The 26615-nt window shown below is 68.5% G+C and carries 27 protein-coding genes; 11 read left to right on the top strand and 16 right to left on the bottom strand.

Annotated elements, in window-relative coordinates; translation table 11 throughout:
* Nucleotides 1-56: 56 nt before the first annotated feature.
* Nucleotides 57-302, bottom strand: coding sequence for a hypothetical protein (locus tag VSR71_RS19135; RefSeq protein WP_342915420.1), 246 nt, complete (start codon nt 300-302; stop codon nt 57-59).
* A 92-nt stretch (nt 303-394) separates the two neighbouring features.
* On the opposite strand from VSR71_RS19135, the gene VSR71_RS19130 reads away from it, so the two are divergent.
* The gene (locus VSR71_RS19130; protein ID WP_342915419.1) at nt 395-1264 is read left to right on the top strand and encodes a DUF72 domain-containing protein; all 870 of its coding nucleotides are present in this window, start codon (nt 395-397) and stop codon (nt 1262-1264) included.
* Between the two features lie 24 nt (nt 1265-1288).
* Here VSR71_RS19130 and VSR71_RS19125 read toward each other — a convergent pair whose 3' ends face one another.
* The 7 genes from VSR71_RS19125 to VSR71_RS19095 are packed head-to-tail and all read right to left on the bottom strand — an operon-like array spanning nt 1289 to nt 7301.
* Nucleotides 1289-1633: a Na+/H+ antiporter subunit G gene (locus VSR71_RS19125; protein ID WP_209805177.1), complete on the bottom strand. Its 345-nt coding sequence runs from the start codon at nt 1631-1633 to the stop codon at nt 1289-1291.
* A 12-nt stretch (nt 1634-1645) separates the two neighbouring features.
* Nucleotides 1646-1918, bottom strand: coding sequence for a K+/H+ antiporter subunit F (locus VSR71_RS19120; protein ID WP_342915418.1), 273 nt, complete (start codon nt 1916-1918; stop codon nt 1646-1648).
* Nucleotides 1903-2406, bottom strand: a complete 504-nt coding sequence (locus VSR71_RS19115) for a Na+/H+ antiporter subunit E (RefSeq protein WP_342915417.1) — start codon at nt 2404-2406, stop codon at nt 1903-1905. The genes VSR71_RS19120 and VSR71_RS19115 overlap by 16 nt, the downstream gene beginning before the upstream one ends.
* A 3-nt stretch (nt 2407-2409) precedes the next feature.
* Nucleotides 2410-3948, bottom strand: coding sequence for a monovalent cation/H+ antiporter subunit D (locus VSR71_RS19110; protein WP_342915416.1), 1539 nt, complete (start codon nt 3946-3948; stop codon nt 2410-2412).
* Nucleotides 3945-4328 carry a Na+/H+ antiporter subunit C gene (locus VSR71_RS19105; RefSeq protein ID WP_342915415.1) on the bottom strand — a complete coding sequence of 128 codons (384 nt, stop codon included), beginning with the start codon at nt 4326-4328 and terminating at the stop codon, nt 3945-3947. The genes VSR71_RS19110 and VSR71_RS19105 overlap by 4 nt, the downstream gene beginning before the upstream one ends.
* Nucleotides 4328-7132: a monovalent cation/H+ antiporter subunit A gene (locus VSR71_RS19100; protein WP_342915414.1), complete on the bottom strand. Its 2805-nt coding sequence runs from the start codon at nt 7130-7132 to the stop codon at nt 4328-4330. The genes VSR71_RS19105 and VSR71_RS19100 overlap by 1 nt, the downstream gene beginning before the upstream one ends.
* 10 nt (nt 7133-7142) lie before the next feature.
* A complete protein-coding gene (locus tag VSR71_RS19095; protein ID WP_342915413.1) occupies nt 7143-7301 on the bottom strand; it encodes a hypothetical protein in 159 nt (52 codons plus the stop codon).
* 247 nt (nt 7302-7548) lie between these two features.
* Here VSR71_RS19095 and VSR71_RS19090 point away from each other — a divergent pair, with 247 nt between their 5' ends.
* Nucleotides 7549-8346, top strand: coding sequence for a crotonase/enoyl-CoA hydratase family protein (locus VSR71_RS19090; RefSeq protein WP_342915412.1), 798 nt, complete (start codon nt 7549-7551; stop codon nt 8344-8346).
* 66 nt (nt 8347-8412) lie between these two features.
* On the opposite strand, the gene VSR71_RS19085 is transcribed toward VSR71_RS19090, so the two are convergent.
* From VSR71_RS19085 to VSR71_RS19075, 3 genes are all read right to left on the bottom strand, one after another.
* Nucleotides 8413-9900: an acyl-CoA-binding protein gene (locus VSR71_RS19085; RefSeq protein WP_342915411.1), complete on the bottom strand. Its 1488-nt coding sequence runs from the start codon at nt 9898-9900 to the stop codon at nt 8413-8415.
* Nucleotides 9893-11167, bottom strand: coding sequence for an MASE1 domain-containing protein (locus VSR71_RS19080; protein ID WP_342915410.1), 1275 nt, complete (start codon nt 11165-11167; stop codon nt 9893-9895). The genes VSR71_RS19085 and VSR71_RS19080 overlap by 8 nt, the downstream gene beginning before the upstream one ends.
* Nucleotides 11168-11297: 130 nt before the next feature.
* Nucleotides 11298-12113 (bottom strand): IclR family transcriptional regulator, encoded by an 816-nt coding sequence (locus tag VSR71_RS19075; RefSeq protein ID WP_342915409.1) that lies wholly within the window; start codon nt 12111-12113, stop codon nt 11298-11300.
* 224 nt (nt 12114-12337) lie between these two features.
* Between VSR71_RS19075 and VSR71_RS19070 the strand changes: the two genes are divergently transcribed.
* The 6 genes from VSR71_RS19070 to VSR71_RS19045 all read left to right on the top strand — a co-directional run bounded on the left by VSR71_RS19070 (nt 12338) and on the right by VSR71_RS19045 (nt 18140).
* The gene (locus tag VSR71_RS19070; protein ID WP_342915408.1) at nt 12338-13516 is read left to right on the top strand and encodes a thiolase family protein; all 1179 of its coding nucleotides are present in this window, start codon (nt 12338-12340) and stop codon (nt 13514-13516) included.
* Between the two features lie 72 nt (nt 13517-13588).
* Nucleotides 13589-14353 carry an SDR family NAD(P)-dependent oxidoreductase gene (locus VSR71_RS19065; RefSeq protein WP_342915407.1) on the top strand — a complete coding sequence of 255 codons (765 nt, stop codon included), beginning with the start codon at nt 13589-13591 and terminating at the stop codon, nt 14351-14353.
* A gap of 40 nt (nt 14354-14393) precedes the next feature.
* Nucleotides 14394-15158: a crotonase/enoyl-CoA hydratase family protein gene (locus tag VSR71_RS19060; RefSeq protein WP_342915406.1), complete on the top strand. Its 765-nt coding sequence runs from the start codon at nt 14394-14396 to the stop codon at nt 15156-15158.
* A 109-nt stretch (nt 15159-15267) separates the two neighbouring features.
* Nucleotides 15268-16320 (top strand): tripartite tricarboxylate transporter substrate binding protein, encoded by a 1053-nt coding sequence (locus tag VSR71_RS19055; protein WP_342915405.1) that lies wholly within the window; start codon nt 15268-15270, stop codon nt 16318-16320.
* A gap of 172 nt (nt 16321-16492) precedes the next feature.
* Nucleotides 16493-17737: an MFS transporter gene (locus VSR71_RS19050; RefSeq protein ID WP_342915404.1), complete on the top strand. Its 1245-nt coding sequence runs from the start codon at nt 16493-16495 to the stop codon at nt 17735-17737.
* 70 nt (nt 17738-17807) lie between these two features.
* On the top strand, nt 17808-18140 hold the full coding sequence (locus VSR71_RS19045; protein WP_342915403.1) for a YnfA family protein: 333 nt from the start codon (nt 17808-17810) through the stop codon (nt 18138-18140).
* 152 nt (nt 18141-18292) lie between these two features.
* On the opposite strand, the gene VSR71_RS19040 is transcribed toward VSR71_RS19045, so the two are convergent.
* A complete protein-coding gene (locus VSR71_RS19040) occupies nt 18293-19306 on the bottom strand; it encodes a hypothetical protein (protein WP_342915402.1) in 1014 nt (337 codons plus the stop codon).
* A 248-nt stretch (nt 19307-19554) separates the two neighbouring features.
* Nucleotides 19555-20535 (bottom strand): SDR family oxidoreductase, encoded by a 981-nt coding sequence (locus VSR71_RS19035; protein WP_342915401.1) that lies wholly within the window; start codon nt 20533-20535, stop codon nt 19555-19557.
* A gap of 171 nt (nt 20536-20706) precedes the next feature.
* Here VSR71_RS19035 and VSR71_RS19030 point away from each other — a divergent pair, with 171 nt between their 5' ends.
* On the top strand, nt 20707-21186 hold the full coding sequence (locus tag VSR71_RS19030) for a hypothetical protein (protein ID WP_342915400.1): 480 nt from the start codon (nt 20707-20709) through the stop codon (nt 21184-21186).
* 72 nt (nt 21187-21258) lie between these two features.
* Nucleotides 21259-22464 carry a formate-dependent phosphoribosylglycinamide formyltransferase gene (purT, locus tag VSR71_RS19025; protein WP_342915399.1) on the top strand — a complete coding sequence of 402 codons (1206 nt, stop codon included), beginning with the start codon at nt 21259-21261 and terminating at the stop codon, nt 22462-22464.
* A gap of 21 nt (nt 22465-22485) precedes the next feature.
* Here purT and VSR71_RS19020 read toward each other — a convergent pair whose 3' ends face one another.
* Together VSR71_RS19020 and VSR71_RS19015 are read right to left on the bottom strand one after the other, a co-directional pair.
* Nucleotides 22486-23811, bottom strand: coding sequence for a mechanosensitive ion channel family protein (locus tag VSR71_RS19020; protein WP_342915398.1), 1326 nt, complete (start codon nt 23809-23811; stop codon nt 22486-22488).
* Nucleotides 23812-23951: 140 nt separating this feature from the next.
* Nucleotides 23952-24269, bottom strand: coding sequence for a multidrug efflux SMR transporter (locus VSR71_RS19015; protein WP_342915397.1), 318 nt, complete (start codon nt 24267-24269; stop codon nt 23952-23954).
* Between the two features lie 115 nt (nt 24270-24384).
* Between VSR71_RS19015 and VSR71_RS19010 the strand changes: the two genes are divergently transcribed.
* Nucleotides 24385-25302: a LysR family transcriptional regulator gene (locus VSR71_RS19010; protein WP_342915396.1), complete on the top strand. Its 918-nt coding sequence runs from the start codon at nt 24385-24387 to the stop codon at nt 25300-25302.
* Here the strand turns inward: VSR71_RS19010 and VSR71_RS19005 are convergent.
* A complete protein-coding gene (locus tag VSR71_RS19005; protein WP_342915395.1) occupies nt 25297-26529 on the bottom strand; it encodes an HD-GYP domain-containing protein in 1233 nt (410 codons plus the stop codon). The genes VSR71_RS19010 and VSR71_RS19005 overlap by 6 nt on opposite strands.
* Nucleotides 26530-26615 lie beyond the last annotated feature (86 nt).

Raw genomic sequence — 26615 nt, 5'->3', positions numbered from 1 at the left:
GGACACCCCGCCGCGAAAGTAAACCAGCCGGCGCAGCCTGCCGTGGCGCAATGGCGTCAGGGCCGCCCCAGTGCCCGCGCTTCCTTCATCTGCGCATTGGCAAATTCGAGCATGCGCAGCACTTCGTCAAATACCATCAGTGCGTGTTCCCCGGCAGGCACCTCCGGCATGCCGGCGCGGTCGGCGGCAACGCCGCGGATCAGGTCGTCCAGTAAGCCGGGCTGGCTCGCCTCGGCGCGCTGCAGCAGCAGGTGCAGCAGGTAGGCACAGGCATCAAGGCGTGAAACTTGCGTGGCGGTCATGGGACTTACCCCCTTTAGCGTTGGGCACGACGTGCGCACCGCGCGTGGTGCGCCTCATTGCAAAAAATACAGGGCACACTCGGGCAAGGCAAATGATCCGGATCGGCATCTCGGGCTGGCGCTATGACGGGTGGCGCGGCGTGTTCTACCCCAAGGGGCTGGCGCAACGGCGCGAGCTGGAGTTTGCCTCGCGCGCGGTCGAGTCCATCGAGATCAACGGCTCGCACTATGCGCTGCAGACGCTGCGCAGCTATCGCGCGTGGTACGAGGCCACGCCCGAGGATTTTGTCTTCAGCGTCAAGGGATCGCGCTACCTGACGCATATGCTGCGTTTCCGCGACGACAAGGCGCGCCCGGCCATGGCCAACTTCCTGGCGTCCGGCGTGCTGGCGCTGGAGGAAAAGCTGGGTCCGATGCTGTGGCAGTTCCCGCCCAGCTTCGCCTTCGATCCCGAGCGGATGGAGCGCTTCCTCGGCCTGCTGCCGCACGACACCGACAGCGCGCGCGAGCTGGCGCGCGATCATGACAGCCGGGTTAAACAGCCCTGGTGCGAAACGCGGCGCCGGCGCCGGATCCGGCACGCCGTGGAGATCCGGCACGACAGCTTCTGCACGCCAGAATTCCCGGCGCTGCTGCGGCGCCACCGCGTTGCGCTGGTGATCTCCGACACCGTGGCTGACTGGCCTTACGCCGAAGACGTGACCAGCGATTTCCTCTACCTGCGGCTGCACGGCAGCCAGACGCTGTACGGCGGCAGCTACTCCGACAAGGCGCTGCAGCGCTGGGCGGCGCGGCTGGGCAAATGGGCGAGCGGCCACGAACCGGCCGATGCGCAGCGGATCTCGCCCAGGCGCCCGCGCAAGGCGGCGCACCGCGACGTCTACTGCTATTTCGATAACGACAAGAAGGTCAAGGCGCCGTTCGATGCGCAGCGACTGATGCGCATGCTGCAGAAGGAATGAGGGATCGAGGGGGCTTAGTCGGCGTCAGTCACGGATGCGCGGCATCCAGCCGCTGCCGCGCGTGCGCGGGTCCACCGGCAGCTGGCGCTGCAACGCGGCCTTGGACAGCATGTGGGCACTGATCGGCGCGGTCAGGAACAGGAACGCGGTCACCAGCAGCTCATGCAGGCTGGCATCGCCGCGGAAGCTGAAATACGCCACCGATGCCAGCACCACCCCGCCCACGCCCAGCGTGGTCGATTTGGTGGGCCCGTGCAGCCGCATGAAGAAATCCGGCAGGCGGAACAGCCCGATCGCCCCCACCAGCATGAATACGCTGCCGATCAAAAGCAGCGCGCAGACAACGAATTCCGCGACGGGATGCAGCATGGCCGTGGCTCCTTAGTATTCGATGATGTCGCCGCGCTGCAGATACTTGGCCAGCGCCACCGTGCCGACGAAGCCCATCACCGCGATCAGCAGCGCGGCCTCGAAGAACATCGCCGAATCCAGGCTGATGCCAAGCAGCACGATCAGCGCGATGGCGTTGATATTGAGCGTATCGAGCGCCACGATGCGGTCCGGCAGGCTGGGCCCGCGCAGCAGCCGCGCAAGGGTCAGCAGGAAGGCCAGCCCGAGGATGACCAGGCACACCGGTATCACGATGGCAAGCATTGGAAGATCTCCTTCAGCGGGATTTCATAGCGCGACTTGATGCGTTCGACCAGGGCCGCCTCTTCTTCCAGGTCGAGCACATGGACCAGCAGCGCGCGCCGGTCGTCGCTCAGTTCGGCGCACAGCGTGCCGGGACTCAGCGAGACGATGCTGATCAGCGCGGTGGTGGCCAGTTCGTGTTCCACGTCCAGCGGCACCACGATAAAGGCCGGCCGCAGCCGCGCGGTGCGGCCCAGCACCAGGATGGCCACCTCGATATTGGCCATGACAATATCGATCAGCACATGGATGCTCAGGCGCAGGATCAGGTCGGGACGCGACAACCGGAACGCGCCCAGCACCAGCCAGCGGTCGGCAAGGCGGCCGATGGCCCAGCCGAGCATTGCGCCCAGCAGCAAATGGCCGGGCGCAATGCTGTTGGTCAGCATCAGCCACATGAGCAGCAGGATCAGGCTGAGCCAGGGATGCGGCAGCAGGCGGCGCAGCATGGCCTACTCCTTCTGCGCGGGCAGCACGGCCCGCATATAGGCCGCGCGGTCCAGCAGCTGCGCGGCGGCGTCCGCCATGTATTCGGTGGCCGGCCGCGCGTACACGGTCAGCGCGACGTTGCCCGCCAGCAGCAGCGCGCAGCAGGCCAGCTTGCGCGGGTCCGGCCGCACGCGGGAGCGCGCGGCGAAGGGATGGTTCTCGTCGAGATACTCGGCGCCTTCCGGCACCTGCGCCGCCTCATGAGGCAGGCGCCACACCAGCCGCGTACCGGTGCGCGACGCCGCGATCAGCAGCAGCAGGCTCGACCCCAGCACCACCGGCCACAGCGCCGGCATCCACGGCACCGGGGTCGCGCGCAGGATCATGGCCTTGCCCAGGAAGCCCGACAGCGGCGGCAGGCCCACCGCCGCGAGCACGCCGACCAGGTACAGCACGCCGGCCAGCCGCGAGGCCACCGGCGGCGCGCCGTCGCGCGCAGGATCCGGCTCCAGCGCATCGGCCAGCAGGAACAGGCCCGCCGTGCACAGGGTGGTGCTGGGCAGGTAATACAGCGCGGCGGCCCAGCCGGCCTGGGTCTGCATCGCCACGCACGCTGACAGCAAGCCCACGGACGCCACCACCAGGTAGCTCGTCATGGCGCGCAGCGTGCGGGCTGCCACTGCGCCGATGCCACCGATCGCCAGCGTCACCAGCGCCAGCGGAAACACCCAGTCATTCAGGAATGGCGCCAGCAAGCCCTGCGCGCCGCCGAACAGCAGCGCGGTACAGCGCAGCATGGCGTAGATCCCCACCTTGGTCATGATGGCGAACAGCGCGGCGACCGGGCCGGTGGCGCTGGCATAGGCTCGCGGCAGCCAGAAATACAGCGGGAACAGCGCCGCCTTGAGTCCGAATACGAGCATCAGCATGACGCCGGCGGCTACCGCGAGCGGCAGGTCCTGCGCCGGCAGGCCGGCCAGCCGCAAGCCCAGGTGCGCCATGTTGAGCGTGCCGCTGAGCCCGTACAGCACGCCGATCGCCACCAGGAAGAACGACGACGCCACCAGGTTCAGGATCACGTAATGGAGCCCCGCGCCGATGCGCGCGCGCCCGGCGCCGTGCACCAGCAGCGCGTAGGAGGCGATCAGCAGGATCTCGAAGAAGACGAACAGGTTGAACAGGTCGCCGGCCAGGAAGGCGCCGTTCAGGCCCATCAGCTGGAACTGGAACAGCGCGTGGAAATGCCGCCCCTGGCGCGCGGTGACATCACCCGCCGCGGCGAGCGCCGCGACCGCCAGCACCGCGGTCAGCACCAGCATCATGGCGCCGGTGCGGTCCAGCTGCAGCACGATGCCGAACGGCGCGGCCCAGTTGCCCATCGCGTAGACGTCGATGGCGCCCATTGCCGCATGCTGCATCAGCATGACGGCCACCGGCAGCAGCACCAGGGTCGCTGCCGCGCACACGGCGCGCTGCGCGCGCAGGGCATGTGCCGGCATCGCCGTCAGCAGCGCGCCGGCGAACATCGGCAGCAGGATGGGAAGCAGCACGGCGTGATTCATGGCCGTGGCCTCCGCGCTTCATCGTCGCCGTCCGGGTCTGGCACCGTGGCGCCTTCCGGCTCGCCGGCGGCGTCGACATGGTCGCTGCCGGTCAGTCCCAGCGACCGCAGCGCCAGCACCACGGCAAACGCCGTCATGCCGAACGCGATCACGATGGCGGTCAGCACCAGCGCCTGCGGCAGCGGATCGGCATAGCTGGCGCCGGTCACGATCACCGGCGGCCGGCCGATCGACAGCCGGCCCATGCCGAGCAGGAACAGGCTGACCGAATACGACAGCAGCGTCAGGCCCAGCACCACCGTGAAGACGCGCTCGCGCAGCAGCAGGTAGATGCCGCAGGCAGCCAGGATGCCGATGGTCACGGCGTAGAGGGCGGCCATCAGTCGTCCTCCGCAGCACGCGCGGGCGGCAGGTTGCGCACACCAAGGTGCGAGACGATGACCAGCGTAGTCCCGGTCACGGTGCAAAACACCCCAAGGTCAAAGATCATGGCCGTGGCCAGCTCGATTTCGCCAATGCCAGGCAGGTGGAAATGCCCGAACGCCGTCGTCAGGAACGGGTAGCCGAAGGCCAGGCTGCCGAGACCGGTCAGCCCCGCCAGCAGGATGCCGGCCCCGGCAATGGCACGGTAGTCCGGCGCGATGCGCGCTTCGGTCCAGCGCACGCCGTTGGCCACGTACTGCAGCAGCAGCGCCACCGACGTGATCAGCGCCGCGATAAAGCCGCCGCCCGGCAGGTTGTGCCCGCGCAGCAGGACAAACACCGCCACCAGCAGCGTCAGCGGCAGCATCAGCCGCGCCAGCATGGCCAGCAGCAGCGGATGCGCCTGGCTGGTCCACGGCAGCCCGTCCGGCGCGGCCGACGGCGTCGGCAGGCGCATGCCCTTGAGCAGTGCCTGCACCGCCAGCCCCGCGATCAGCAGCACGCAGATCTCGCCCATGGTATCGAAGCCGCGGAAATCCACCAGCAGCACGTTGACCACGTTGTGGCCGCCTCCGCCCGGCACCGCCTGCTCGATATAGAACGCGGACACCGGGTCGTACGGGCGCGTCATCACCGCGTAGGCCGCCACCGCCAGCAGCGTGCCGCCGCCCAGCGCCAGCGCCACGTCGCGGGCGCGCCGCGCGGGGCCGCCCTGCCCGGCCGTCTCGCGCGGCAGGTAGAACAGCGCCAGCACCAGCAGCAGCACCGTCACCACTTCCACCGACAGCTGCGTCAGCGCCAGGTCCGGTGCCGAGAAGCGCAGGAACACCAGCGACACCATCAGCCCGCAGCCGCCGAGCAGCACCAGTGCTGCCAGCCGTTGCCCGCGCGTGGCCACCACGGCAAGCGCCAGCACCGCCAGTATCGCCAGCGCCGCGGCGCCCAGCGGGTCGAGCGCGCCGGCCGGGACGGTGCCGGCGAGCGCGTCGAGATCGGCCAGGAACCAGGCCGGAATTGCCAGCAGCGCCAGCAGCATCCAGGCGATATAGCCCGGCAGCGAACCGCTCTCCAGCGCGCGCGTGATCGCGCAGGCGATGCGCTCCAGCGCGTGCATGCCGCTCTCGAACGAGCGGCGCGCGCTCAGGTGCTCGAGCGACTGCTGCCAGCGGCGCAGCGCATCGCGGCGCAGGAAGAACAGCGCCGCGCCGCCCGTCATGGACAGCAGGCTCATCACCAGCGGCAGGTTGACGCCATGCCACAGGTTCAGGCTGTACGGCGGCAGCGGCGCGCGCAGCGTCGCCAGCGACGCCGCTGCCAGCAGGGTGCCCACCGTGTAGGCAGGCACCAGCCCCACCACCAGGCAGATCACCACCAGGAATTCCACCGGCACCTTCATGAAGCGCGGCGGCTCGTGCGGCGGATAGTTGGGGACGTCGGGCTGCCTGCCGCCGAAGAACACGCCGTAGATGAAGCGCAGCGAATACGCCATCGTGAGCGCGCCGGCCATGGTTGCCGCCGCCGGAATGACCCAGTTGAAGTCGCCCAGCAGGCCCTGCGCCAGGGTCTCGGCAAAGAACATTTCCTTGCTGAGGAAGCCGTTGAACAGCGGCACGCCCGCCATCGACAGCGACGCCACGATCGCCAGCACCGCCGTATGCGGCATGTAGCGCGCCAGCCCGTGCAGCCGGTCCAGGTCGCGCGTGCCGGTCTCGTGGTCGATGATGCCGGCCGCCATGAACAGCGACGCCTTGAACACCGCGTGGTTGATGATGTGGAAAATTGCCGCCACCGTGCTCAGCTGGGTATCGAGCCCGAACAGCAGCGTGATCAGTCCCAGGTGGCTGATGGTGGAATACGCCAGCAGCCCCTTGAGATCGCGCTGCAGCAGCGCCATCGCCGCGCCGAAGATCAGCGTGGCCAGCCCCGTCATGCTGACCAGGTAGAACCAGCCGTTGGTGCCGTCCAGCACCGGGTACAGCCGCGCCAGCAGGAACACCCCGGCCTTGACCATGGTGGCGGAATGCAGGTACGCGGACACCGGCGTGGGCGCGGCCATCGCCTGCGGCAGCCAGAAGCTGAACGGGAACTGCGCCGACTTGGTGAACACCGCCAGCAGGATCAGCACCAGCATCGGCATGTAGAGCGGATGGCGCTGCACGCTGCCGGCCTGCGCCAGCACCGCCGACAGCTCGAAACTGCCGCAGATATGGCCCAGCAGCAGCACCCCGGCCAGCAGCGCCAGCCCGCCGCCGCCGGTGACGGTGAGCGCCATGCGCGCGCCCTGGCGGGCATCGCCGCGCCACGACCAGAAGCCGATCAGCAGGAACGACAGGATGCTGGTCAGTTCCCAGAACACCGCCAGCAACAGCAGGTTGCCGGCCAGCACCACGCCCAGCATGGCCGCCATGAACAGCAGCAGCAGGCAGAAGAAGCGCACCGCCGATTCATTGCGCGCCAGGTAGTAGCGCGCGTACAGGATCACCAGCAGGCCCACGCCGACCACCAGCAGCGCAAACAGGTAGGCCAGGCCGTCCAGGCGCAGCGACAGGTCGAGCCCCAGCGCGGGCAGCCAGCTCACGCGCCAGGCCAGGCCGTCCCAGGGCTGATCGAAGACCGCGCCGCGCAGCTGCAGCAGCAGCACCAGCGCGACCAGCGGCACGCCGACGATGACGGGCGCCACCAGCCGCGGCGCGCGCATGCCGATCACCCAGGTCAGTCCGGCGGCCAGCAGCGGCAGCACGAGCAGCAGCGGCAGCTCCATGGGCGCCGCCTCAGGCCTGCGCAGGCGCGCGCGCCCGCGCGGCTCGCGGATTGACGACGATGACCGGCACCGTGGACAAGGGCGCGGCCAGCAGCGGGCGGCTGGCCAGGCGGCGGGCGGCGGCAACGCTGTCGGGCGATCCGTCCATCGCGAGTACGACGACTGTCATGGGCAATGATCCAGGCTTAACAATGCGGCGGGCAGGCGTGCCCCCTACTCTCCGGATTCTGGGGGTATTGCGCAAGTCATGCGTCACCTGTTCATGGCTGCACGAAAAAATTCATCGTCCTGCATAACATACTGAATGCGCGATACATGTCCGCTATCGCCCGCCAACAAATGAATATTGGACGCAGCCCGCCCGGCTCCCTTAGCCTTGGCGCCAGCACCTGAACCCGATGCCCCCGGAGACCATCATGAGCAACTTCCTCCTCTACGAACAGGACGGCCACATCGTCACGCTGACGATGAACGAGCCCGAGCGCCGCAACCCGCTGACCGGCAACACCGCGGTGGCGGAGTTCCTGGCCGCGATCGAGCGCATCCATGCCGACCGCAGCGTGCGCGCCGTGGTCATCACCGGCGCGGGCACGGCGTTCTCGTCGGGCGGCAACATCAAGGACATGGAACGCCAGGCCTCCGGCCAGGTATCGGGCATGGAGATCCGGCAGGATTACCGCAGCGGCATCCAGCGCCTGCCGCTGGCGCTGTTCAACCTGGAAGTGCCGGTGATCGCCGCCGTCAACGGCGCCGCCATGGGCGCGGGGCTGGACCTGACCTGCATGTGCGATATCCGCATCGCTTCGGAGCGCGCGCAGTTTGCCGAGTCCTTCGTCAAGCTGGGCATCATCCCCGGCGATGGCGGCGCCTGGCTGCTGCCGCGCGTGATCGGGCTGTCGCGTGCCGCCGAGATGACCTTTACCGGCCAGGCGATCGACGCGAAGACCGCGCTGGAATGGAACCTGGTGTCGCGCGTGGTGGCGCCCGAGGCGCTGCTGCCCACCGCGTACGAACTGGCCGGGCGCATCGCCGCCAACCCGCCGCACGCGGTGCGGATGGCCAAGCGGCTGATGCGCGAGGCCATGCACACCCGCCTCGACACGCTGCTGGAATTGTCGGCAGGCTTCCAGGCGCTGTCGCACCAGACTGCGGATCATCGCGAGGCGGTGCAGGCCTTCCTGGACAAGCGCGCGCCGGTTTTCAGCGGCAACTGATCGCACTGGCCAGGCACTGACCTGGAACTGCCCGCGAAACCGACCGAGCCGATCGGCCAGCCAGCGTCAGGCGGATTGCGTTTCCGCCGCCTTGAGCTGGTTGACCAGCGCCACGTAGTCGCGCATGGCCTGCTCGCGCGGCAGGCCGCGCCGGGCCGCCCAGGCGTCGTACTTGGCGCGCCCGACCATGTCCATCATGCCCGGGCGGTCGCCGCTGACGTCGCCGGCGCTGCCTTGCTTGTAGAGCGCATAGAGCGACAGCAAGGTGTCGTTGTCGGGCGCCTGGCGCAGCGTCTTCGACAACGCCGCGGCGGCCTCGAAGGCCTTCTCGGCCGGGCTTGGCCCCTGCACCGCCGGCGTGCCGCCAAAGTGCGCATCCTCCAGCGTCACTTCGTCCGGGAACCACCGCCCCTCCAGCAAGCTGCCGTCGCGCAGCGCAAACGCCAGCACGCCCTGCGAGGCCAGCGTGCCGAAGCGCAAGGTCGCAGGCACCACGGCCATGCCGGTATTGAGCACCGGCGCGCCGAAAGCGGTGAACGCCAGCCCCGCATCCGCCCATTCGCGCAGCCGCGCCAGGCCACGATCGCCACGGTAGACCCCGCTGGTCCGGTTGGCGCCCGGCTGGAACCACGCAAATTCGCCTTTGCCGCGCGCATACAGCGCGGCCAGGTCGCCTTGCTCCAGGTCCGTGCGCGCCGCCGCCAGCAGCCCGGCCATCTGGTCCGGCGTCATGCGCGCATCGTCGCGCTCCGCACCGGCCATGCCAAGTGACGTGCCCACGCTGGCCTCGAAGAATTCCAGCACGTTGCGCGCCACCAGTTCGCGGTCATTGTCGACGCAGACCATGTGGTAGCTGTCTTCCAGCACCAGCATGCGCGCCTGCCCGGCACGCTTGCCCTGCCCGATCTGCTCGACCAGGAAGTTGGCCGAGCGCAGGCTGGTCAGCTCGTCCAGCCGGGCGTGTACCACCAGCGTGGGGCAGGCAATGCGCTGCAGCCCCTTGCGCACGTAGCCGCGCAACCGGTCCACCTCGCGGATGCACGCCAGCGGCACCCACTGGTAGTGGAAGTTCTCGCCGCGCGCGAACTTGGCCTTGACGATCTCGCGCAGCTGCTCGTTCTTGATGCCGAACGGCTCTTCCTCTTCCACCTTCATCCGGTTGGGAACGCCTGGAATCTGGTACAGCAGCGGGCGCAGGCCGCGATACCACGGCGTGGCCCAGCCGTCGATATAGACCGGCGGCGCCAGCGCCACCAGCCGGCCCTTGGTGTGCTGCTCGCGCTTGACCGTTTCCACCGCCAGCAGCGCGCCCATGCACATGCCCATCACGTGCAGCGTTTCATGCTGGTCGATGATCTCGCGGTACTTGGCGCGCACCGCCTCGAGCCAGTCCTCGGCGCGCACGCCGCACAGGTCCTCAGGCTGCGTGCCGTGCCCCGGCAGCGTCAGCGAGTGCGTGACAAAGCCGGCGCGCTTGAGGCGCTTGTGCATCGAGCCCAGGTCATACTGCGTGCCGCCCAGGCCGTGGATCAGGAACACGCCGGGTTCAGACATGCGCGGGCTCCCCGCCGGCGCGGCGCAGCAGTGCCGCCACCTGCTCCACCTTGCCGTCCGCGCCGCGGATGCCCGCCAGCCGCTCATGCACGCGCAGGCGGCCGCTGCCCGGCAGCGTCACGGCGTATTCCTGCACGCTGTCGGGCGCATCGCCGCGCGCCACGGCGGACCAGGTGGCCTGTACCAGCCCGCGGTCGGTGGCATCGATATGGTCCAGCCATTCGTCGACGCTGTTGACCTCGCGGATCGTGTCCCCGAGCAGCGCCGCCGCGTCCTCGCTCCAGGTAGCGCGGCCGGTGACCGCGTCATACTCGACGCTCGCCACCCCCACTGCCTGCAGCGTGCGCGCATAGCGCAGGCGCCAGCCACGCGCTTCCTCCAGCGCGGTGCGGCGGCCCTCGGACAAGGCGCGGCCGAGCAGCATCACCAGCGCCCAGACAATGACGAAACCCTGCACCTCGACCACCGCCTCACCCGGAAATCCTTCGATGACGTTGAACGGGCCCGCGCCGGCCGCGGTGCGGTGAATGATCAGCAGGCAGCCCAGCAGCGTGGCAATGGCACCGCCGCGCGGCCCCCACAGCAGCGCGGTGGCCAGCAGCAGCGGCATCGGCACATAGGCCAGCGTGGGCGCCAGGCCGCCGAAGCGCTGCGCGGCGTTATCCGAGAACACTGCCAGCACCGCCACGATAAAGACCACGAAGGCCAGCCCGCCGGCCGCGAACTGCTGCATCGGCATGCCGCCCGAGCGCCGCACGCGGAAGCCGCGGAACGCCACCGCCAGCGGCCCCACCAGCAGCAGCCCGGCCGCGGTGGAAAAGGCCCAGGCGCGCCATTCGACCGGCAGGTCCAGGCCCGGCCGCTGCCAGCGCCACAGCTCGACCGCAAGCGAAGCGCCCAGCGCCGAGCCGACCAGCGCCCCCGCGATCAGCAGCGTGGCGCCCTGCGGGCTTTGCGGATCGCGGCGGCCATAGGTGGCGATCCAGCCGGCGGTGCCCAGGCTGATGACCTCGATCAGGCCGAAGGCGACCGCGCCGCGCAGCGGCAGGCCGTGCGTGGCCATGCCCCACCCCGCCAGCGCCAGCCCGGCGCCGGCCAGCACCGCCGGCCATGACCAGCGCGCGCAGACCAGCAACGCGGCAAACGTGACGCCACTGCCGAGCCAGACCGGCACGGCCTCGGTCGACGCCTGCGCCAGCGAGCGCGACACCACGCCGGCGACAAGTACCAGCACGGCGACGATTGCCGCCAGGCGTATCTGCTGCATTGGCATACCCCCAGGAAGCTGCTTTTGACGGGTTCCCGACATCCCGTTTGTGACTCAGGATAGTCGCCAGCCCGCCCGGGGGCCAAGCCAGGTCACTCCGCCCGCCCGGGGCTTCCGCGCGTCAGCCGCGTCAACCGGACACGCCGAGGGCCCCCTCCACGTTGCGCACCAGGCTGACCAGCCGCGGGCCGATGTCTTCTTCGATCTGCTTGCTCTGCGGGCTGAACACCGGCACCGACGCGGCAAAGATCCAGGCTTCGCCATCGCGCCGCGCGCGCATCGGCACGGCAACGGATTCCACCTCGCGATGCAGGTCGCGATGGCCGCGGCAATAGCCATGTTCCTGCAGGTCGCGCGCGGCATCGGCCAGGCGCTGCTGCAGCCAGTCGGCGCGCGCGGGATCGGCGGCGCGCAGCTGGGCGAGATAGCCCTCGCGCTCGGGCTCCGGCATCAGCAACAGGTAGCCGCGGCCAGAACCGGTGCGCGAGATCGAGACCCGGGTGCCGACCTCGGGCCGGAACACATGGCTGCCCACGCCCTGGGCAATCTCGACATAGGTCATTGCGTTGCCGTTGCCGACGATCAGCTCGACCTGTCCGGCGATATGGTCGGCCAGCTCCTGCATGGCCGGCCGCGCCAGCTGGCGCACTGTCATCCGCGCCAGCGCGGGCGCGGCCAGGTTGACCAGCCCGACCCCGGGCACGTAGCGCGACAGGCGCTCCGAATAGTGCAGCAGGCCCAGTTCGCACAAGGTGTCGAGCAGGCGGAACAGCGTCGGCTTGGCCAGCCCGGTGCGCTCCATCAGCTCGCGGCTGCTCAGTTCCTGCACCGTTGGCGAGAAGCAGTTGAGGATCGACACGCCCCGCGCCAGCGCGCTGACGAGGCGCGACTCGCCATCCGCCTCGGCGGGCGACGGGGTCGTGGTGTCGTGTGCTTCATTCGGCATAACCGGGGCCTTCATCTGGATTTTTTGATACCAGTGTCCCAAAACCCGGATGTTGCCCTTCGTTGATTCCGAAGTCAAACGCCGGATTTCGAGTTTACATAGCGAATTTCTGACGCGAGAATTCCGATTCATCGTATTGGACGAGCACTTTTTGAAACCGACGTCTCAATATCCCGACTCAACCGCATCCAAGCCTCGCAACCGCTCTGCACCAGGAGACACCCATGCAACAAGCCGTCATCGTCGACGCCATCCGCAGCCCGATGGGCCGCTCCAAGCCGGGATCGGCCTTTACCGAGCTGCATGCCACTGAATTGCTGGCACAGGTGCTCAAGGGCCTGGTCGAACGCAACCAGCTCGATCCCGGCCTGGTCGACGACGTCATCACCGGTTGCGTGACGCAGGCCGGCGAACAGTCCGCCGGGCCGGGCCGCGTGGCCTGGCTGGCGGCCGGCTTCCCCGACCACGTGCCCGCCACCACCATCGACCGCAAGTGCGGTTCGAGCCAGCAGGCGGTGCACTTTGCCGCGCAGGGCATCATGGCCGGCGCCTACGACATCGTTATCGCCTGCGGCATCGAGTCGATGAGCCGCGTGCCGATGGGCTCGGCGCGCATCGGCCAGAACCCGTACGGCCCGTCGATGGAAGCGCGCTACGCGCCGGGGCTGGTGTCGCAGGGGGTGGCGGCCGAGCTGGTGGCGGCCAAATATGAGTTGTCGCGCCAGGACATGGACAGTTACTCGGCGCACTCGCACGAGCTGGCGGCCGCGGCGCGCGAAAGCGGCGCCTTCCGCCGCGAGATCCTGCCGATCAGCACGCCCAACGGCGTGGTCGAACATGACGAAACCATTCGCCCCGGCACCACGGCGGAAAAGCTGGGCACGCTGCAGGCCTCGTTCCGCAACGACGAACTGAGCGAGCGTTTTCCGCAGATCGACTGGAACGTCACCGCCGGCAACGCCTCGCAGATCAGTGACGGCGCCTCGGCCATGCTGCTGATGAGCGAAGCCATGGCCCAGCGCCTGGGCCTGAAGCCGCGCGCGCGCTTTGTCGCCTTCGACGTCTGCGGCGACAATCCGGTGATGATGCTGACCGCCCCCATCGCCGCCAGCCAGCGCGCCATCAAGAAGAGCGGCCTGACGCTGGACCAGATCGACCACTACGAAATCAACGAAGCCTTCGCCTGCGTGCCGCTGGCCTGGCAGAAGGCGCTCGGCGCCGACCCGGCGCGCCTGAACCCGCGCGGCGGCGCGATCGCGCTGGGCCACCCGCTGGGTGCGTCGGGCGTGCGCCTGATGACCACCATGCTGCATGCGCTGGAAGACAGCGGCCAGCGCTACGGCCTGCAGTCGATGTGCGAGGCCGGCGGCATGGCCAACGCCACCATCATCGAGCGCCTGTAAACGCCTGCAAACAACACCTGTGCCGTTCCCGCCGTCGCGGGAACCTGGCGATTCCTTTCCTAGGAGACACCCATGAAACTCGAAAACATGTCCGCCGTCGTCACCGGCGGGGCTTCCGGCCTGGGCCTGGCCTGCACGCGTCGCCTGGTGGAGCGCGGCGTCGGCGTGGTCATCGCCGACCTGAACGAAGAGCGCGGCAACGCGGTAGTGGACGAGTTCGGCGGCAAGGTCCGCTTCGTCAAGGCCGACGTCACCGACACCGACCAGATGAACGCGGTCTACGACGCCGCCGAGGCCATCGCCCCGCTGCGCGCGCTGATCCACTGCGCCGGCCTGGGCGCGCCGGTGCGCGTGGTCGAGAAGGACGGCTCGCCGGGCTCGCTGGAAAAGTATGAGTCGGTGGTGCGCATCAACCTGATCGGCACCTTCAACGCGCTGCGCCTGGGCGCCGCGCGCATGGCCAAAAATGAACCGGTGGACGGCGAGCGCGGCGCGTGCGTGCTGACCGCCTCGGTGGCGGCCTATGAAGGCCAGATCGGCCAGATCCCCTACAGCTCGGCCAAGGCCGGCATCGTCGGCATGACGCTGGTGGCCGCGCGCGACCTGGCGCAGCGCGCCATCCGCGTATGCACCATCGCCCCGGGCCTGTTCGACACGCCGCTGCTGGCGAAGCTGCCGGAGAACGTGCGCACCTCGCTGGGCGCCATGGTGCCGCACCCGGCGCGCCTGGGCGCGCCGGACGAGTACGCCTCGACCGCGCTGCACATCCTGGAGAACCCGATGCTCAACGGCGAGACCATCCGCCTGGATGGCGCCATCCGCATGGCACCGCGCTGAGCCATCGACCCACATCCCGCACTCCGACAAGGACATCTGCATGAGCGACACGCTGCAACTAGAGACCCGCGGCAATACGCTGCTGATCACCATGAACCGGCCCCAGGCGCGCAACGCCATGGATTTCGAGACCGCGACCGCGCTGGCCGCCGCGATCGACCAGCTGGAAAGCCGTGACGGCCTCGCCGTTGCCATCCTGACCGGCGCCGGCGGCACCTTCTGCTCCGGCATGGACCTGAAGGGCTTCCTGGAAGGCAAGCGCCCCAGCCTGCCCGGCCGTGGCTTCGGCGGGCTGACCGAGAAGCCGCCGCGCAAGGTGCTGATCGCCGCGGTCGAAGGCTATGCGCTGGCGGGTGGCTTCGAGCTGGCGCTGGCCTGCGACCTGATCGTCTCGTCGAAGGCGGCCAAATTTGGCCTGCCCGAGGTCAAGCGCGGGCTGGTCGCCGGTGCCGGCGGGCTGATGCGCCTGCCGCGCCGCGTGCCGTACCACATCGCGATGGAATACGCGCTGACCGGCAATATGCTCGGTGCCGAGCAGGCGCATGCCTACGGCCTGATCAACCGTCTGACCGAACCGGGTGAAGCGCTGCAGGGCGCGCTGGCGCTGGCCGAGGAGATCGGCGCCAACGGCCCGCTGGCGGTGGCGGTCAGCAAGCAGATCGTGGCCGAGTCGGCGGACTGGAGCAACGAGGAGATGTTCGAGCGCCAGCGCCCGCTGCTGGCGCCGGTATTTACCTCGGCCGATGCACGCGAAGGCGCCGCGGCCTTTGCGGAAAAGCGCAAGCCGGTGTGGACCGGCAAGTAAGGCGGGGGCAAGCAATACCGCCATAGCGCTTTTCGCCTGGACGGCCGGCAGCAAGCCGGCCGTTTGCACATGGAACCGCAGCACAGATATCACGACATGGAGGAGACCCATGAAAACCAAGCTGCCGCAATCGCTGTGCCATTTGCCTTCCCTGCCGCTTTCCCGATCGCTTTCGAGATCGTTTTCCGGATCACTGTCCCTTCGCGCCGGCCTGCTGGCCGTCGCCGGCGCCGCCACGCTGTCGAGCGTCGCGCACGCCGCGCCCGCATGGCCCGACAAGCCGGTCACCATCATCGTCCCCGGCGCCCCGGGCGGCACCACCGACATCCCGACCCGCCTGGTCGCGCAGAAGCTGTCGGCCATCCTCGGCCAGCCCGTAGTCGTCGACAACAAGCCCGGCAGCGGTGGCATCATCGGCACGCAGGCCCTGCTGCGCGCCGCGCCTGACGGCTACACGCTGGTGGTCGGCAACACCGGTTCGCATGCCATCAACTACAGCGCCTACAAGCAGCTGGCCTACCATCCGCAGGACTTCATGCCGCTGACGGACATGATTTCCTTCCCCAACGTGCTGGTGGTCAACGCGCAGGCGCCGGTGCGCAGCGTGGCCGAGCTGGTGGCGCAGCTGAAGCAGTCCCCGGGCAAGTATTCCTACGCCTCGGCGGGCATCGGCCAGACCACGCACCTGACCGCGGAGCTGTTCCGGCTGCGCACTGCCACCGAGGTGCTGCACGTGCCGTACAAGGGCTCGACGCCGGCCACTACCTCGGTGCTTGCCGGCGAAACCACCTTCATGTTCGACAACCTGACGCAGGCGCTGCCGCATATCCGCGCCGGCAAGCTGCGCGCGTTGGCGGTGACCAGCGCCGAGCGGCTGCCGTCGCTGCCGGACGTGCCGACCATGGAGCAGGCCGGCGTGAAGGATTTCGTGGTGATGGGCTGGCTCGGGGTGTTCGCGCCCGCAAAGACCCCGCCTGCCGTCGCCGCCGTGCTGCAGGACGCGCTGTCCCGGGCCATGCGCGATCCCGAAGTCGTGGCGAAATTCCGCGACATGGGCGGTATCCCCGGCGGCGAGCCGCAGCCGCGCTTCGCCGCGCTGGTCAACGGCGACATCAAGCGTTGGGGCGAGACCATCCGCGCATCCAGGGTCAGCCTGGACTAGCGCGGCGCCCGCCTTCGGCAAAGCGGAAGGCGGGCCGGCCCAAAGCCAAATTGACAGGGTCCCGGCCACCACTTACGCTCGCCCTACCCTGCGGTATATTCAGCGCATGCTTAACATGCCAGGCGCCGCCGCAGGCACATAACGACAACGACAATCCCGGGAGACGACCACCGTGCCTTCCTCAACCGCGCCTTCCCGCCTGGACAGCCTGCGCCCGGCCCTGCCGATCCTCCTGGGCGCCTCCCTGATGCTCAGCCTGGCCATGGGCTTGCGCCAGAGCCTGGGCATCTTCATGCCGCCGCTGACGCGGGACATCGGCATCTCGGTCTCCGACTTCACGGTCGCCATCGCCGTGCAGAACCTGGTCTGGGGGCTGCTGCAGCCGCTGGCGGGCGCATGGGCGGCACGGATCGGCTTCCGGCCGCTGATGCTGGCCGGCTCGCTGTCGTATATAGCCGGGCTGGTGCTGCTGGCGACCGCGCAGGGAATGATCGGCGTCACGCTGGGCGCAGGCGTGGCGATCGGCGCTTCGATGGCCTGCACCGGCAGCGCGCTGGCGATGGCGGTGGCGGCACGGCCGGTGCCGGCGGCGCTGCGCAGCACGGTGCTGGGGCTGGTGTCGGGGGCCGGCTCGCTCGGCGCGCTGCTGGCGGCGCCGATCGGGCAGATGGTGACGCAGGCTTACGGCTGGCGCGCCGGGCTGGCCGCCTTCGTGCTGCTGGCGCTGGTGATGCTGCCGGCGGCCTGGATGGCGGGGCGCGTGGACAAGCTGCCGCTGCCAGCGTTCGTCGGCGCCGACCAGAGCAATGCGCGGCAGGCGCTGGGCGCGGCGCTGCGGCACGTTCCGTTCATCGTCATGGCGCTGGCGTACTTCGTCTGCGGCATGCAGCTGGTCTTCCTGACCACGCACCTGCCGTCGTACCTGGACATCTGCGGCATGGACCCGATGCTCAGCGCGCAGGCGCTGGGCGTGATCGGGGGCTTCAACGTGCTCGGCAGCATCTTCTTCGGCTGGGCCGGCGGGCGCTTCAACAAGCTGATGCTGCTGGGCGGCATCTATACCGTGCGCTCGCTGGCGCTCACGTGGTATTTCTCGTCGGCGCCCACGCCGGGCAGCACGCTGGTGTTTGCCGCGGTGATGGGTTTCCTGTGGCTGGGCGTGGCGCCGCTGGTATCGGGCTGGATCGCCGAGACCTTCGGCCTGCGCTGGCAGGCGATGCTGGGCGGCGTGGCCTTCTTCAGCCACCAGATCGGCAGCTTTACCGGTGCCTTTGGCGGCGGGGTGGTCTATGACGCGCTGGGCTCGTACACCGTTGCCTGGCAGGCGGGCGTGGCGATGGGGCTGGCGGCCGGGCTCGCGCAGATCGCGTTTGCGGTGGCGACGCAGCGCCGGCCACCGTTGATGGCGACGTCCTGACGTCGCGGCGCCATGTCAGAATCCGGGGTTCCTGCATGGAACCCTTTTTTGTTCCCACTTCTTCCGGACCTTGGACCTGCTTCGCATCGCCCTGCTCTTCGCCGTGACCGCCGTTGCCGAAATCGTCGGCTGCTACCTCCCCTGGCTGGTGCTGCGCCAAGGCAAGAGCGCGCTGTTGCTGCTGCCCGCCGCCGTCGCGCTGGGCCTGTTCGCCTGGCTGCTGACGCTGCATCCCGCCGCCGCGGGGCGCACCTACGCCGCATATGGCGGCATGTATATCGCCGTGGCGCTGCTGTGGCTGCGCTTCGTCGATGGCCTGGCACTGACGCGCTGGGACGTGGCCGGCGCCGCCATTGCGCTGGCCGGCATGGCCGTGATCGCGCTGCAGCCCGCGTCGCGCTGATTGCATGCTGATTGCACGCTGATTGCAGTTCGCGGCTCTGATGCCGCCGCTTCAGTGCCAGGCGTTGCCGGCCGGGATATAGAACGCGTTCTGCCTGCGGATTCAACGCTCCTGCGCCACGGCAGGCCACCAAGTCAAATTTGCCAACAGGCTCAACGCAAGGGCTCAAGGGGGCCCTCAAAGGCCTCAAAGCGTATGTCGGGCGCGTCGATGTTATGCCGCGACGGCACCACCCTGCCGAAACGCACGGAACGCGCCTGAATCACGGCAGTGTCGGCCACCGAGGTGTGATGCGCGCGGCCGGCGGCATCACGCCACTCGACGCGGCTCATATCGGCGTTGTCTTCGGCGACATACATCGAGCGCAACATCGCGAAGCCTGACATGCCGTCTGCCATGGACACGCTGGGGGGGCGATAGCTCGGCCTGAATTTCACATCGAGCGCGGTGCGCACGCGGCTCACTTCGATCAGTCGCACGCTGGCCTCGCCGCCTGCGATGAAGCGCAGCCGGATGGACCGCTCCTTGGGGTCGATATCGATACCTGCGATCTCGACGACGGGCCTGACTGCCTCCGTGATCGGGCCAATCAGGAACGATGAGCCGTATGAATTGCCGCTGGTGTGTGTTGCCGGCAATGGCTTGGCCCGCCAGTATCCGTCGGGCGGGTACAACACCAGCACCTGCGTCTCGCGCAATTTTCCGGCATGCGGGTGCTTCACGTAGAACTGCAGCAGATGGAATTCGTCGTACACGCTGCCCCGCACCGTGACTGGCACAGACTGTGGCCGCCAGAACGTCTCGTAGGTATTGCCTTCGATGGCGAAATCAGGCGCGTCGTAGATTCGCACCTTGCGTGGCTCGAAGCGACGGCCCGGATCCGTGCGGGGCGAATTTTCGTCGAAGTCGCAGTTGGAGAAGTCCGCCGGCGGAAAACGGAGCCCTCCAACCTTGCTCAGATATGGCGGATGTAGCGCCTCTATGCGGAAGCGCCGGATTGCCGGCGAACTCATGGCGAACGAGACATTGTCCTCTTCGGTGCATTGGGTCGGTGTGGTGAAGTTACGCACCTCGACGATCACCGGCGCGGCCCGGACTGCGTCAAAAGCAAGCGCACAGACTGTCATGATTCCGGCGGCAAGCGCCGGGAAGCGTAGGGTTGCCATGATAGGTTGCCATCTCCTGCTTTCGCGGTGCGATCGCAGCGTCACAAGCAGAGAATGTGTGCTGCACCCCGAACGGGGGATGTGCTGCCGATGCCAGACAATTAGGATAAACGCTGAGCGGTCCTCTAGCGGATCCTCAGGCCTTTGCGGCCCGCGTTCGCGCGGGCCTTTTTCTAATGGGCCGGCAGCCTCAAGCGGCGCAGGTAAGAATCGCCCGTGGTTGTAATTCTGCCCCTCGTTGCGGGCACTCAGCGGGCATGGCGGCGCCAATGCCACAGCGCGAGGCCGGCAAGTCCGGCCGCCACCGCCGCGCCGGCAATGCGAAACTGGCGCATCCGTTCCGGCGAGCTCCATCCGCCCTCGACGTCCATGTGCCCCAGCGAGGCATGGAACAGATTGCCGTCGGTGACCGGTATCTCGTGCGCCCCGCTGAAATGCCGATGCAGGATGCGGCCGTACGCCAGCTGCAGCAGGCCTGGCGCCAGCAGGTTGGCAACGCGCGCCAGCCTTGCGACGACGCCCACCGTCACCGCCTGCGAGGCTGGCGACGCCACCGCGCGCAGCACGGCGCGCGCGACCGCGCCCGCCTCGACCAGCGGCCGCGGCGGACGCAGTACCTTGCCGGTGTAGTTGGCACTGTGGCGCATGCCCGGCGTGTCGGCGGTGGCCGGGAAGATGTCGCAGATGCGGATCTGCGGATAGTCGACCAGCTCGGCACGCAATGCCTCCGAAAAACCGCGCAGCCCGAACTTGCTTGCCGTATACGACACGCCATATGGCGACGGGGCCCATGCGCCCAGCGACACGATATTGACCAGCACGCCCTTGCGCGCCGCCTTGAAGAACGGCAGCACCGCATGCGCGCCGTGCAGGTAGCCCAGCAGGTTGATGCGGACCACCTGCTCGTGCGCGGCCACCGGGGTTTCGTCAAACAGGCCCACGGCGCCGACACCGGCATTGTTGACCCACACATCGATGCCGCCATCGCCGAACTCCGCCGCGCGCTCGGCCAGCCGGTGCATGGCCGCCGGCTGCGTGACGTCGCCGGGCACGGCCAGTGCCCGCGCGCCCAGTTCGCGGCAGGCCGCGGCGGCGCGCGCCAGCGGCGCCTCGCCGCGCGCGCACAGCACCACGCGCGCCTGGGCGCGTGCGAAGGCCAGCGCGGTAGCGAGCCCGATGCCGCTCGAAGCGCCGGTGATGACAACGGTAAGCGGTCGGGTCGTGGGCATGGTGGACCTCTTGCAGGGTTGGCGGCGCAAGTTACGGCGCATCCCCGATGAAGCAGCATGTTCCGTTCCAGCACCGCGTCGCTGGAATGCAACTTGCTGCCTGACACGCAGACGGACCGTGAGGCCGATATCGGCGCCGGCACGCCAGAACCTTGCACAAGGAGCCCAGCCATGACCTCGACCGAACAGGAAATCCTCGTGTGCGGCCCGGAAAACGGCCGCTGGCACCTCGAAATTCGCACCGGCAACGGCGCACCGGAGCGGCTCGCCGGCGAATTCGATTCCCCCGACATGGCCATTGCCGGCGCCCAGCAGGTCTATCCGTCGATTCCGCTACGCGTGACCGACATCTCCGGCGCGCCGGCACCCTCGGCCCCCGCGCATGAAGGATCGCTGACCGACTACCACTACGGCGGGCACAGCGTGACCCGGGACGAAAAGCTGACCGGGCGCGCGCATCCGTCGAGCGACACCTCGCAGCCCCCGCCCGGGCCGCACCCCTACCAGGCTACCGATCTCGGCAACCTGCCGGCGGGCACGCCGCGGCACGGCATGTACGGGGTCGCGTCCACCCCGGCAGAGGCCGAGGCGGCAGACCGCAAGGACGAGGCGGCGCGGCGCCACCCCGGATCGCGCGACGCCGAAGACTAGGCCTGACGGCACCGCCGGCGGGCGGCACCCCGTACAATCTGGGTTTTCCCTTCGCCCCGCCGCCTTGCCGCCATGACCACCCTCGGAACGCCCCTTTCCCCCTCTGCCACCAAAGTAATGCTGCTTGGCTCCGGCGAGCTGGGCAAGGAAGTACTGATCGCACTGCAGCGCCTGGGCGTCGAGACCATCGCCGTCGATCGCTATGACAATGCGCCGGGCCAGCAGGTGGCGCACCACGCGCGCACCATCGCCATGAGCGACCCGGACCAGCTCAAGGCGCTGATCGAGGCCGAGAAGCCTCACCTGGTGGTGCCCGAGATCGAAGCCATCGCCACCCCCATGCTGGAAACGCTGGAAGCCGCCGGCACCGTGCGCGTGATTCCCACCGCGCGCGCTGCTCGCCTCACCATGGACCGCGAAGGCATCCGCCGCCTGGCGGCCGAGTCGCTCGGCCTGCCCACCAGCCCGTACAAGTTCTGCGATTCGCTCGACGAACTGCAGGCCGCCATCGATGGCGGCATTGGCTATCCGTGCGTGGTCAAGCCCGTGATGAGCAGTTCCGGCAAGGGCCAGAGCAAGATCGACGGCCCCGAGGGCGTGCAGGCCGCCTGGGACTACGCCATGGCCGGCGGCCGCGTCAGCCACGGCCGCATCATCGTGGAAGGCTTTATCGATTTCGACTACGAGATCACGCTGCTGACCGTGCGCGCGATGGGCGCCAGCGGCCAGGTCGAGACGCAGTTCTGCGCGCCGATCGGACACGTCCAGGTCAGCGGCGACTACGTGGAAAGCTGGCAGCCGCAGCCGATGCACCCCGCCGCGCTGCAGAAGGCCCAGCAGATCGCGCAGGCCGTCACCGCCGACCTGGGCGGCATGGGCCTGTTCGGCGTGGAACTGTTCGTCAAGGGCGAGCAGGTCTGGTTCAGCGAAGTCAGCCCGCGCCCGCACGATACCGGCATGGTCACCATGGCCACGCAGCACCAGAACGAATTCGAGCTGCATGCGCGCGCCATCCTTGGCCTGCCGGTCGACACCTCGCTGCGCAGCCCCGGCGCCAGCGCGGTGATCTACGGCGGCGTGGATGCGCAGGGTGTGGTGTTCGACGGCGTGGATCAGGCGCTGAGCGTGCCGCAGACCGAGGTGCGCCTGTTCGGCAAGCCCGAGAGCTTCGTCAAGCGCCGCATGGGCGTGGCGCTGGCCTATGCGGAGGACGTCGACACCGCCCGCATCCGCGCCAAGGAAGCCGCCAGCCGCGTGCGTCCGCGCGCGGTGGGCTGATACATCAAGGAGCGGAAGGCCTCAGAGCACGTAGCTGCCCGCGGCGGCGTGGCCGGGCGGGTGCGATGCTGCCACCTGTGCGGCAGCCTGCGCCGCGGCCAGCACCGGCGCCATGCGCACGCCGCTCAGGTCGGCGCCGGACGGAGCCTGGTACAGCCGCAGGCCCAGTTCCGGCAGGATCGCCAGCAGGTGGTCGAACACATCGCCCTGGATGCGCTCGTAGTCCATCCACGCCGTCAGCGCGGTAAAGCAGTAGATCTCCACCGGGATGCCCTGCGAATCGGGCTCCATCATGCGCACGTTCAGCAGCAGGTCGTGGTGGATTTCCGGATGCGCCTTCAGGTAGGCAATGCCATACGCGCGGAAGGTGCCGACATTGGTCAGCCGCCGCCGGTTCACCGGGTCATTGCCTGCGGCGATCAGCATCCGGTTGGCCTCGTCGACCTTGGCCTGCTTCTCCGCCAGGTAATCGTGCAGCAACTTGTAGCGCATCAGCGCATGGACTTCGTCGTCTTCCAGGAAGCGCACGCTGCTGGCGTCGATGCGCAGCGTCCGCTTGATGCGGCGCGCGCCTGACTCGAACATCTGGCGGTAGTTGCGGTAGCTCTCGGAAAACAGCTTGTAGGTCGGCACCGTGGTCACGGTGTTGTCCCAGTTCTGCACCTTGACCGTATGCAGCGCGATGTCCTTGACGTAGCCATCGGCATTGCATTGCGGCATCTCGATCCAGTCGCCGATGCGCAGCATGTCGTTCGAGGTCAGCTGGGTGCTGGCGACCAGCGACAGCAGGGTGTCCTTGAACACCAGCAGCAGCACCGCCGACAACGCGCCCAGGCCGGACAGCATCCACAGCGGCGAACGGTTGATCAGGATCGACAGCACCAGCACCGCGCACACCAGCCCGAGCCCGAGCCGCCCCACCTGGATGTAGCCCTTGATCGAGCGTGTCTGCGCGCGCCGGCTGCTGGCATAAACGTCCTGCCATGCGCCCAGCACGCCGCCCAGCATCAGGAAAAAGCAGACCCACAGGCAGGAATGGGCCAGGCGCTCCACCAGCAGCGCATAGCGGCCCATATGCGGCACCTCGCCGATGCCGACGGTAATCACCGCGAAACCCACCGCATAGCCGAAGCGCCGGTACGCGCGATGGCGCGTCAGCGCCTTGCTCCAGGGCCCCTTGCCCCAGACCGTCAGCACGCGATGGGCGATGCGCGACATCACATGGCCGAACAGCCATTGCGCGAGTACCGCGATCAGCACCAGCACCACCGAGTACAGCGTGATCTGCGCCCAGGGATGGGCCGGAATACGTTGCTGGAACAGCTCCAGCAGGGCATCGAAACTCATAAGGGGGCGACGTCAAGCCATTGGTTTGGCCAGATAGTGTACAAAACGTGCACGCGCCCCTTCGTAAAACCGCGAACCCGGGGGACCACGTGTCCCGGCCCAATCCTTACTCTGGCTCGCTCAGGTTCGCCAAGTTTCGCTCAGGCAGGCAGCAGCTTCAGCCCCCCGATCCCGACAAATATCAGCGCGATCAACGCCAGCCGCATCGGCGCCGCGCTCTCCCCGAGAAACACGATCCCGATCACGGTGACCCCGATCGCCCCGATCCCGGTCCATACCGCGTACGCCGTCCCCACCGGCAGGTGCCGCAAGGCCGCGCTGAGCAGGAAGATGCTGGCCAGTGCGGCGCCGATCCCCAGCACCGTCGGCCCTGGCCGTGTCCACCCATCCGTGTATTTGAGGGCGAGCGCCATCACGATCTCGATCAGTCCCGCCAGCACCAGCAGCATCCACGCCATTGCGTCTCCCTTTCCGGTTTTGCCGCCCGGCGACCATTGCCGCGCCTGCGAGGCCAATGTAGGCTGTGCGAATCGGCACGAGAACTGGCAATTTTCGCAAAAGGGCTATGCAAACATGCAGGAAGCGGACTGGGATGACCTGAAGTACTTCCTTGCCGTCAGCCAGTCAGGCTCGCTGGCCGGCGCCGCGCGGACGCTGCGCGTCAACCACTCCACCGTGCTGCGCCGGCTCGCCCGGCTGGAAGAGGTGCTGGGCACCCTGCTCTTCGAGCGGCATCCGACCGGCTACGCCCTCACGGCTGCGGGCGAAGCGCTGGCCCAACGGCTTGCCGGCGTCGGCGAACAGATCGATGCCGCGCAACGGCAGTTGTCCGGCCTGGACAGCCAGCTGAGCGGGCCCTTGCGGGTCACCACCACGGACACGCTGCTGACCGGGCTGCTGATGCCGCTCTTCGCCGAATTCCGCGCGCTGCATCCGCGCATCCAGTTGCAGATCGTGGTCAACAACACTTTCCTGAGCCTGAGCCGGCGTGAGGCGGATGTGGCGATACGGCCGGCCAGTGCGCCGCCGGAGTATCTGGTCGGGCGCCAGGTCGGGATGCTGGAAACGGCGCCGTACGCATCGCGCGACTACCTGGCGCGGACCGGTAAGGCCGCGGCCCGGGCAACCACCGCGGCGGACTGGGCCGACCACGACTGGGTGGTCCCGGACGACTCGCTCGCGCATCTCGCGCAGGCACGCTGGGTGGCCGAACACGTGCCGCCGGCGCGCCGGCTGGTGAGCATCGACAGCCTGGTGGCCATGGTCGATGCCGTCAGGCATGGCATGGGTGTCGGCATGCTGCTGTGCCTGCTGGCCGAGCACGACGCGGGCCTGGTCCGGCTCGCCCGGCCCGACCCTGCGCTGGGCACGCCGTTATGGATCCTGACCCATCCCGATCTCCGCCACAGCGCGCGCGTCCGGGCGTTCAACGACTTCCTTTACGCGAAGCTCGGCGCGTCGCCCTGGTTGAAGCCAGCGCCAGCGCTATGAAGCGTTCGTATTGGTGTACATCGCCATCAGTTGCTCGTCCGTGTAACCCCATTCGGCGGCATTCTCAAACGCGACCACCGTCTCCTCGCTGTGCCGCAGGTCGATCAGCTCCGTCGGCACCGGACGTGACTGCGACACCGAATAGAACGCCATCACCAGCGGCCGCAACGGATCGGCTTCGTTCTGACCGCAAACCACCGCCAAGCGGTTGGAGCGCAGCCGCAGCACGGTGCCCAGCGGGTAGATGCCGACGGTGCGCGTGAAGGCCTTGAACACGCGGCGGTCGAACAGCGTGTCGACGCGCACGGCCATGTATTCCATGGCGCGCGCCGGCGACCATTGCTGGTGGCCTGGACGGTCCGAGGTCAATGCATCGTAGGCATCGCAGATCGCGGCAATCCTGGCGTGGATGCTCAGCTCGCGGCCGACCAGCCCGAACGGGTAGCCGCGGCCGTCCACCCGTTCGTGGTGGTGGACGCAGACATCGAGCGGGATATTGGAAACCAGCCGCGCCTCGTTGAGGATGCGGTAGCCCGCCGAAGGATGGCGGCGGTAGCTCTCCTCTTCCTCGGGCGTGCGCGCGGCGGCCTTGTGCTGCACGGACTCGGGCAGCGTCAGCTTGCCGATGTCGTGCACAAGGCCGGCCAGGCCGAGTTCGCGCACCTCGTCGTCCGGCAGGGCCAGCGTCCGCCCCACCGCGATCATCAGCGCGCAGACGGCAAAGGCATGCAGGTAGTTGTAGTCGTCGCGCGCCTTGAGCCGCGCCATCGCCAGCAGCGCCTGCCCGTGGCGCGACAGCGAGCGCGACGCGGCGTCGACCAGCGGCAGCGCGCGCTCGACCTCCAGCGCGCGGCCCATGCGGATGTCGGCGAACATGGAGCCGATCACGGCCTTGCCGGACTGGAGCAAGTCGCGCGCGCGGCCGAGTTCGGCTTCGAGCGAAGCGACCGGCTGCGCGGCCGCAGGCTCCCACGCCTGTGGCGCAGGCTCCGCGACCAGCCCCGGCGGCACCGGCGGCGCCTCGGGCACGGCTGCCGCCGGCAGGTTGCGGCCCTTGAGGATATCGATCCAGACTTCGCGGACGCCCGCGGACTGGATCTGCCGGATCTGGTCTTCGTGGCTGACCAGAAACTTCGCGCGCCAGAACGGGTGGTTGATCCACGGCCCGCCCAGCCTGGCGACAAACATCCCGACCTGTAATTGTTCAGACCCGATTCGTCTCAGCATGCGATGTCCCCCCGGACGCTGGTTTTTCTCTTGTCGGGATGGCTATCGGCAGGCCGGCGCCGGACTTGAGCCCTGTTTTTTGCCTG

This window comes from Cupriavidus oxalaticus, assembly GCF_038900635.1.
GTDB classification, from domain to species: domain Bacteria; phylum Pseudomonadota; class Gammaproteobacteria; order Burkholderiales; family Burkholderiaceae; genus Cupriavidus; species Cupriavidus oxalaticus_B.
The sequence above is the reverse complement of the archived record's forward strand: the minus strand, read 5'-3'. Positions and strand labels throughout refer to the sequence as shown.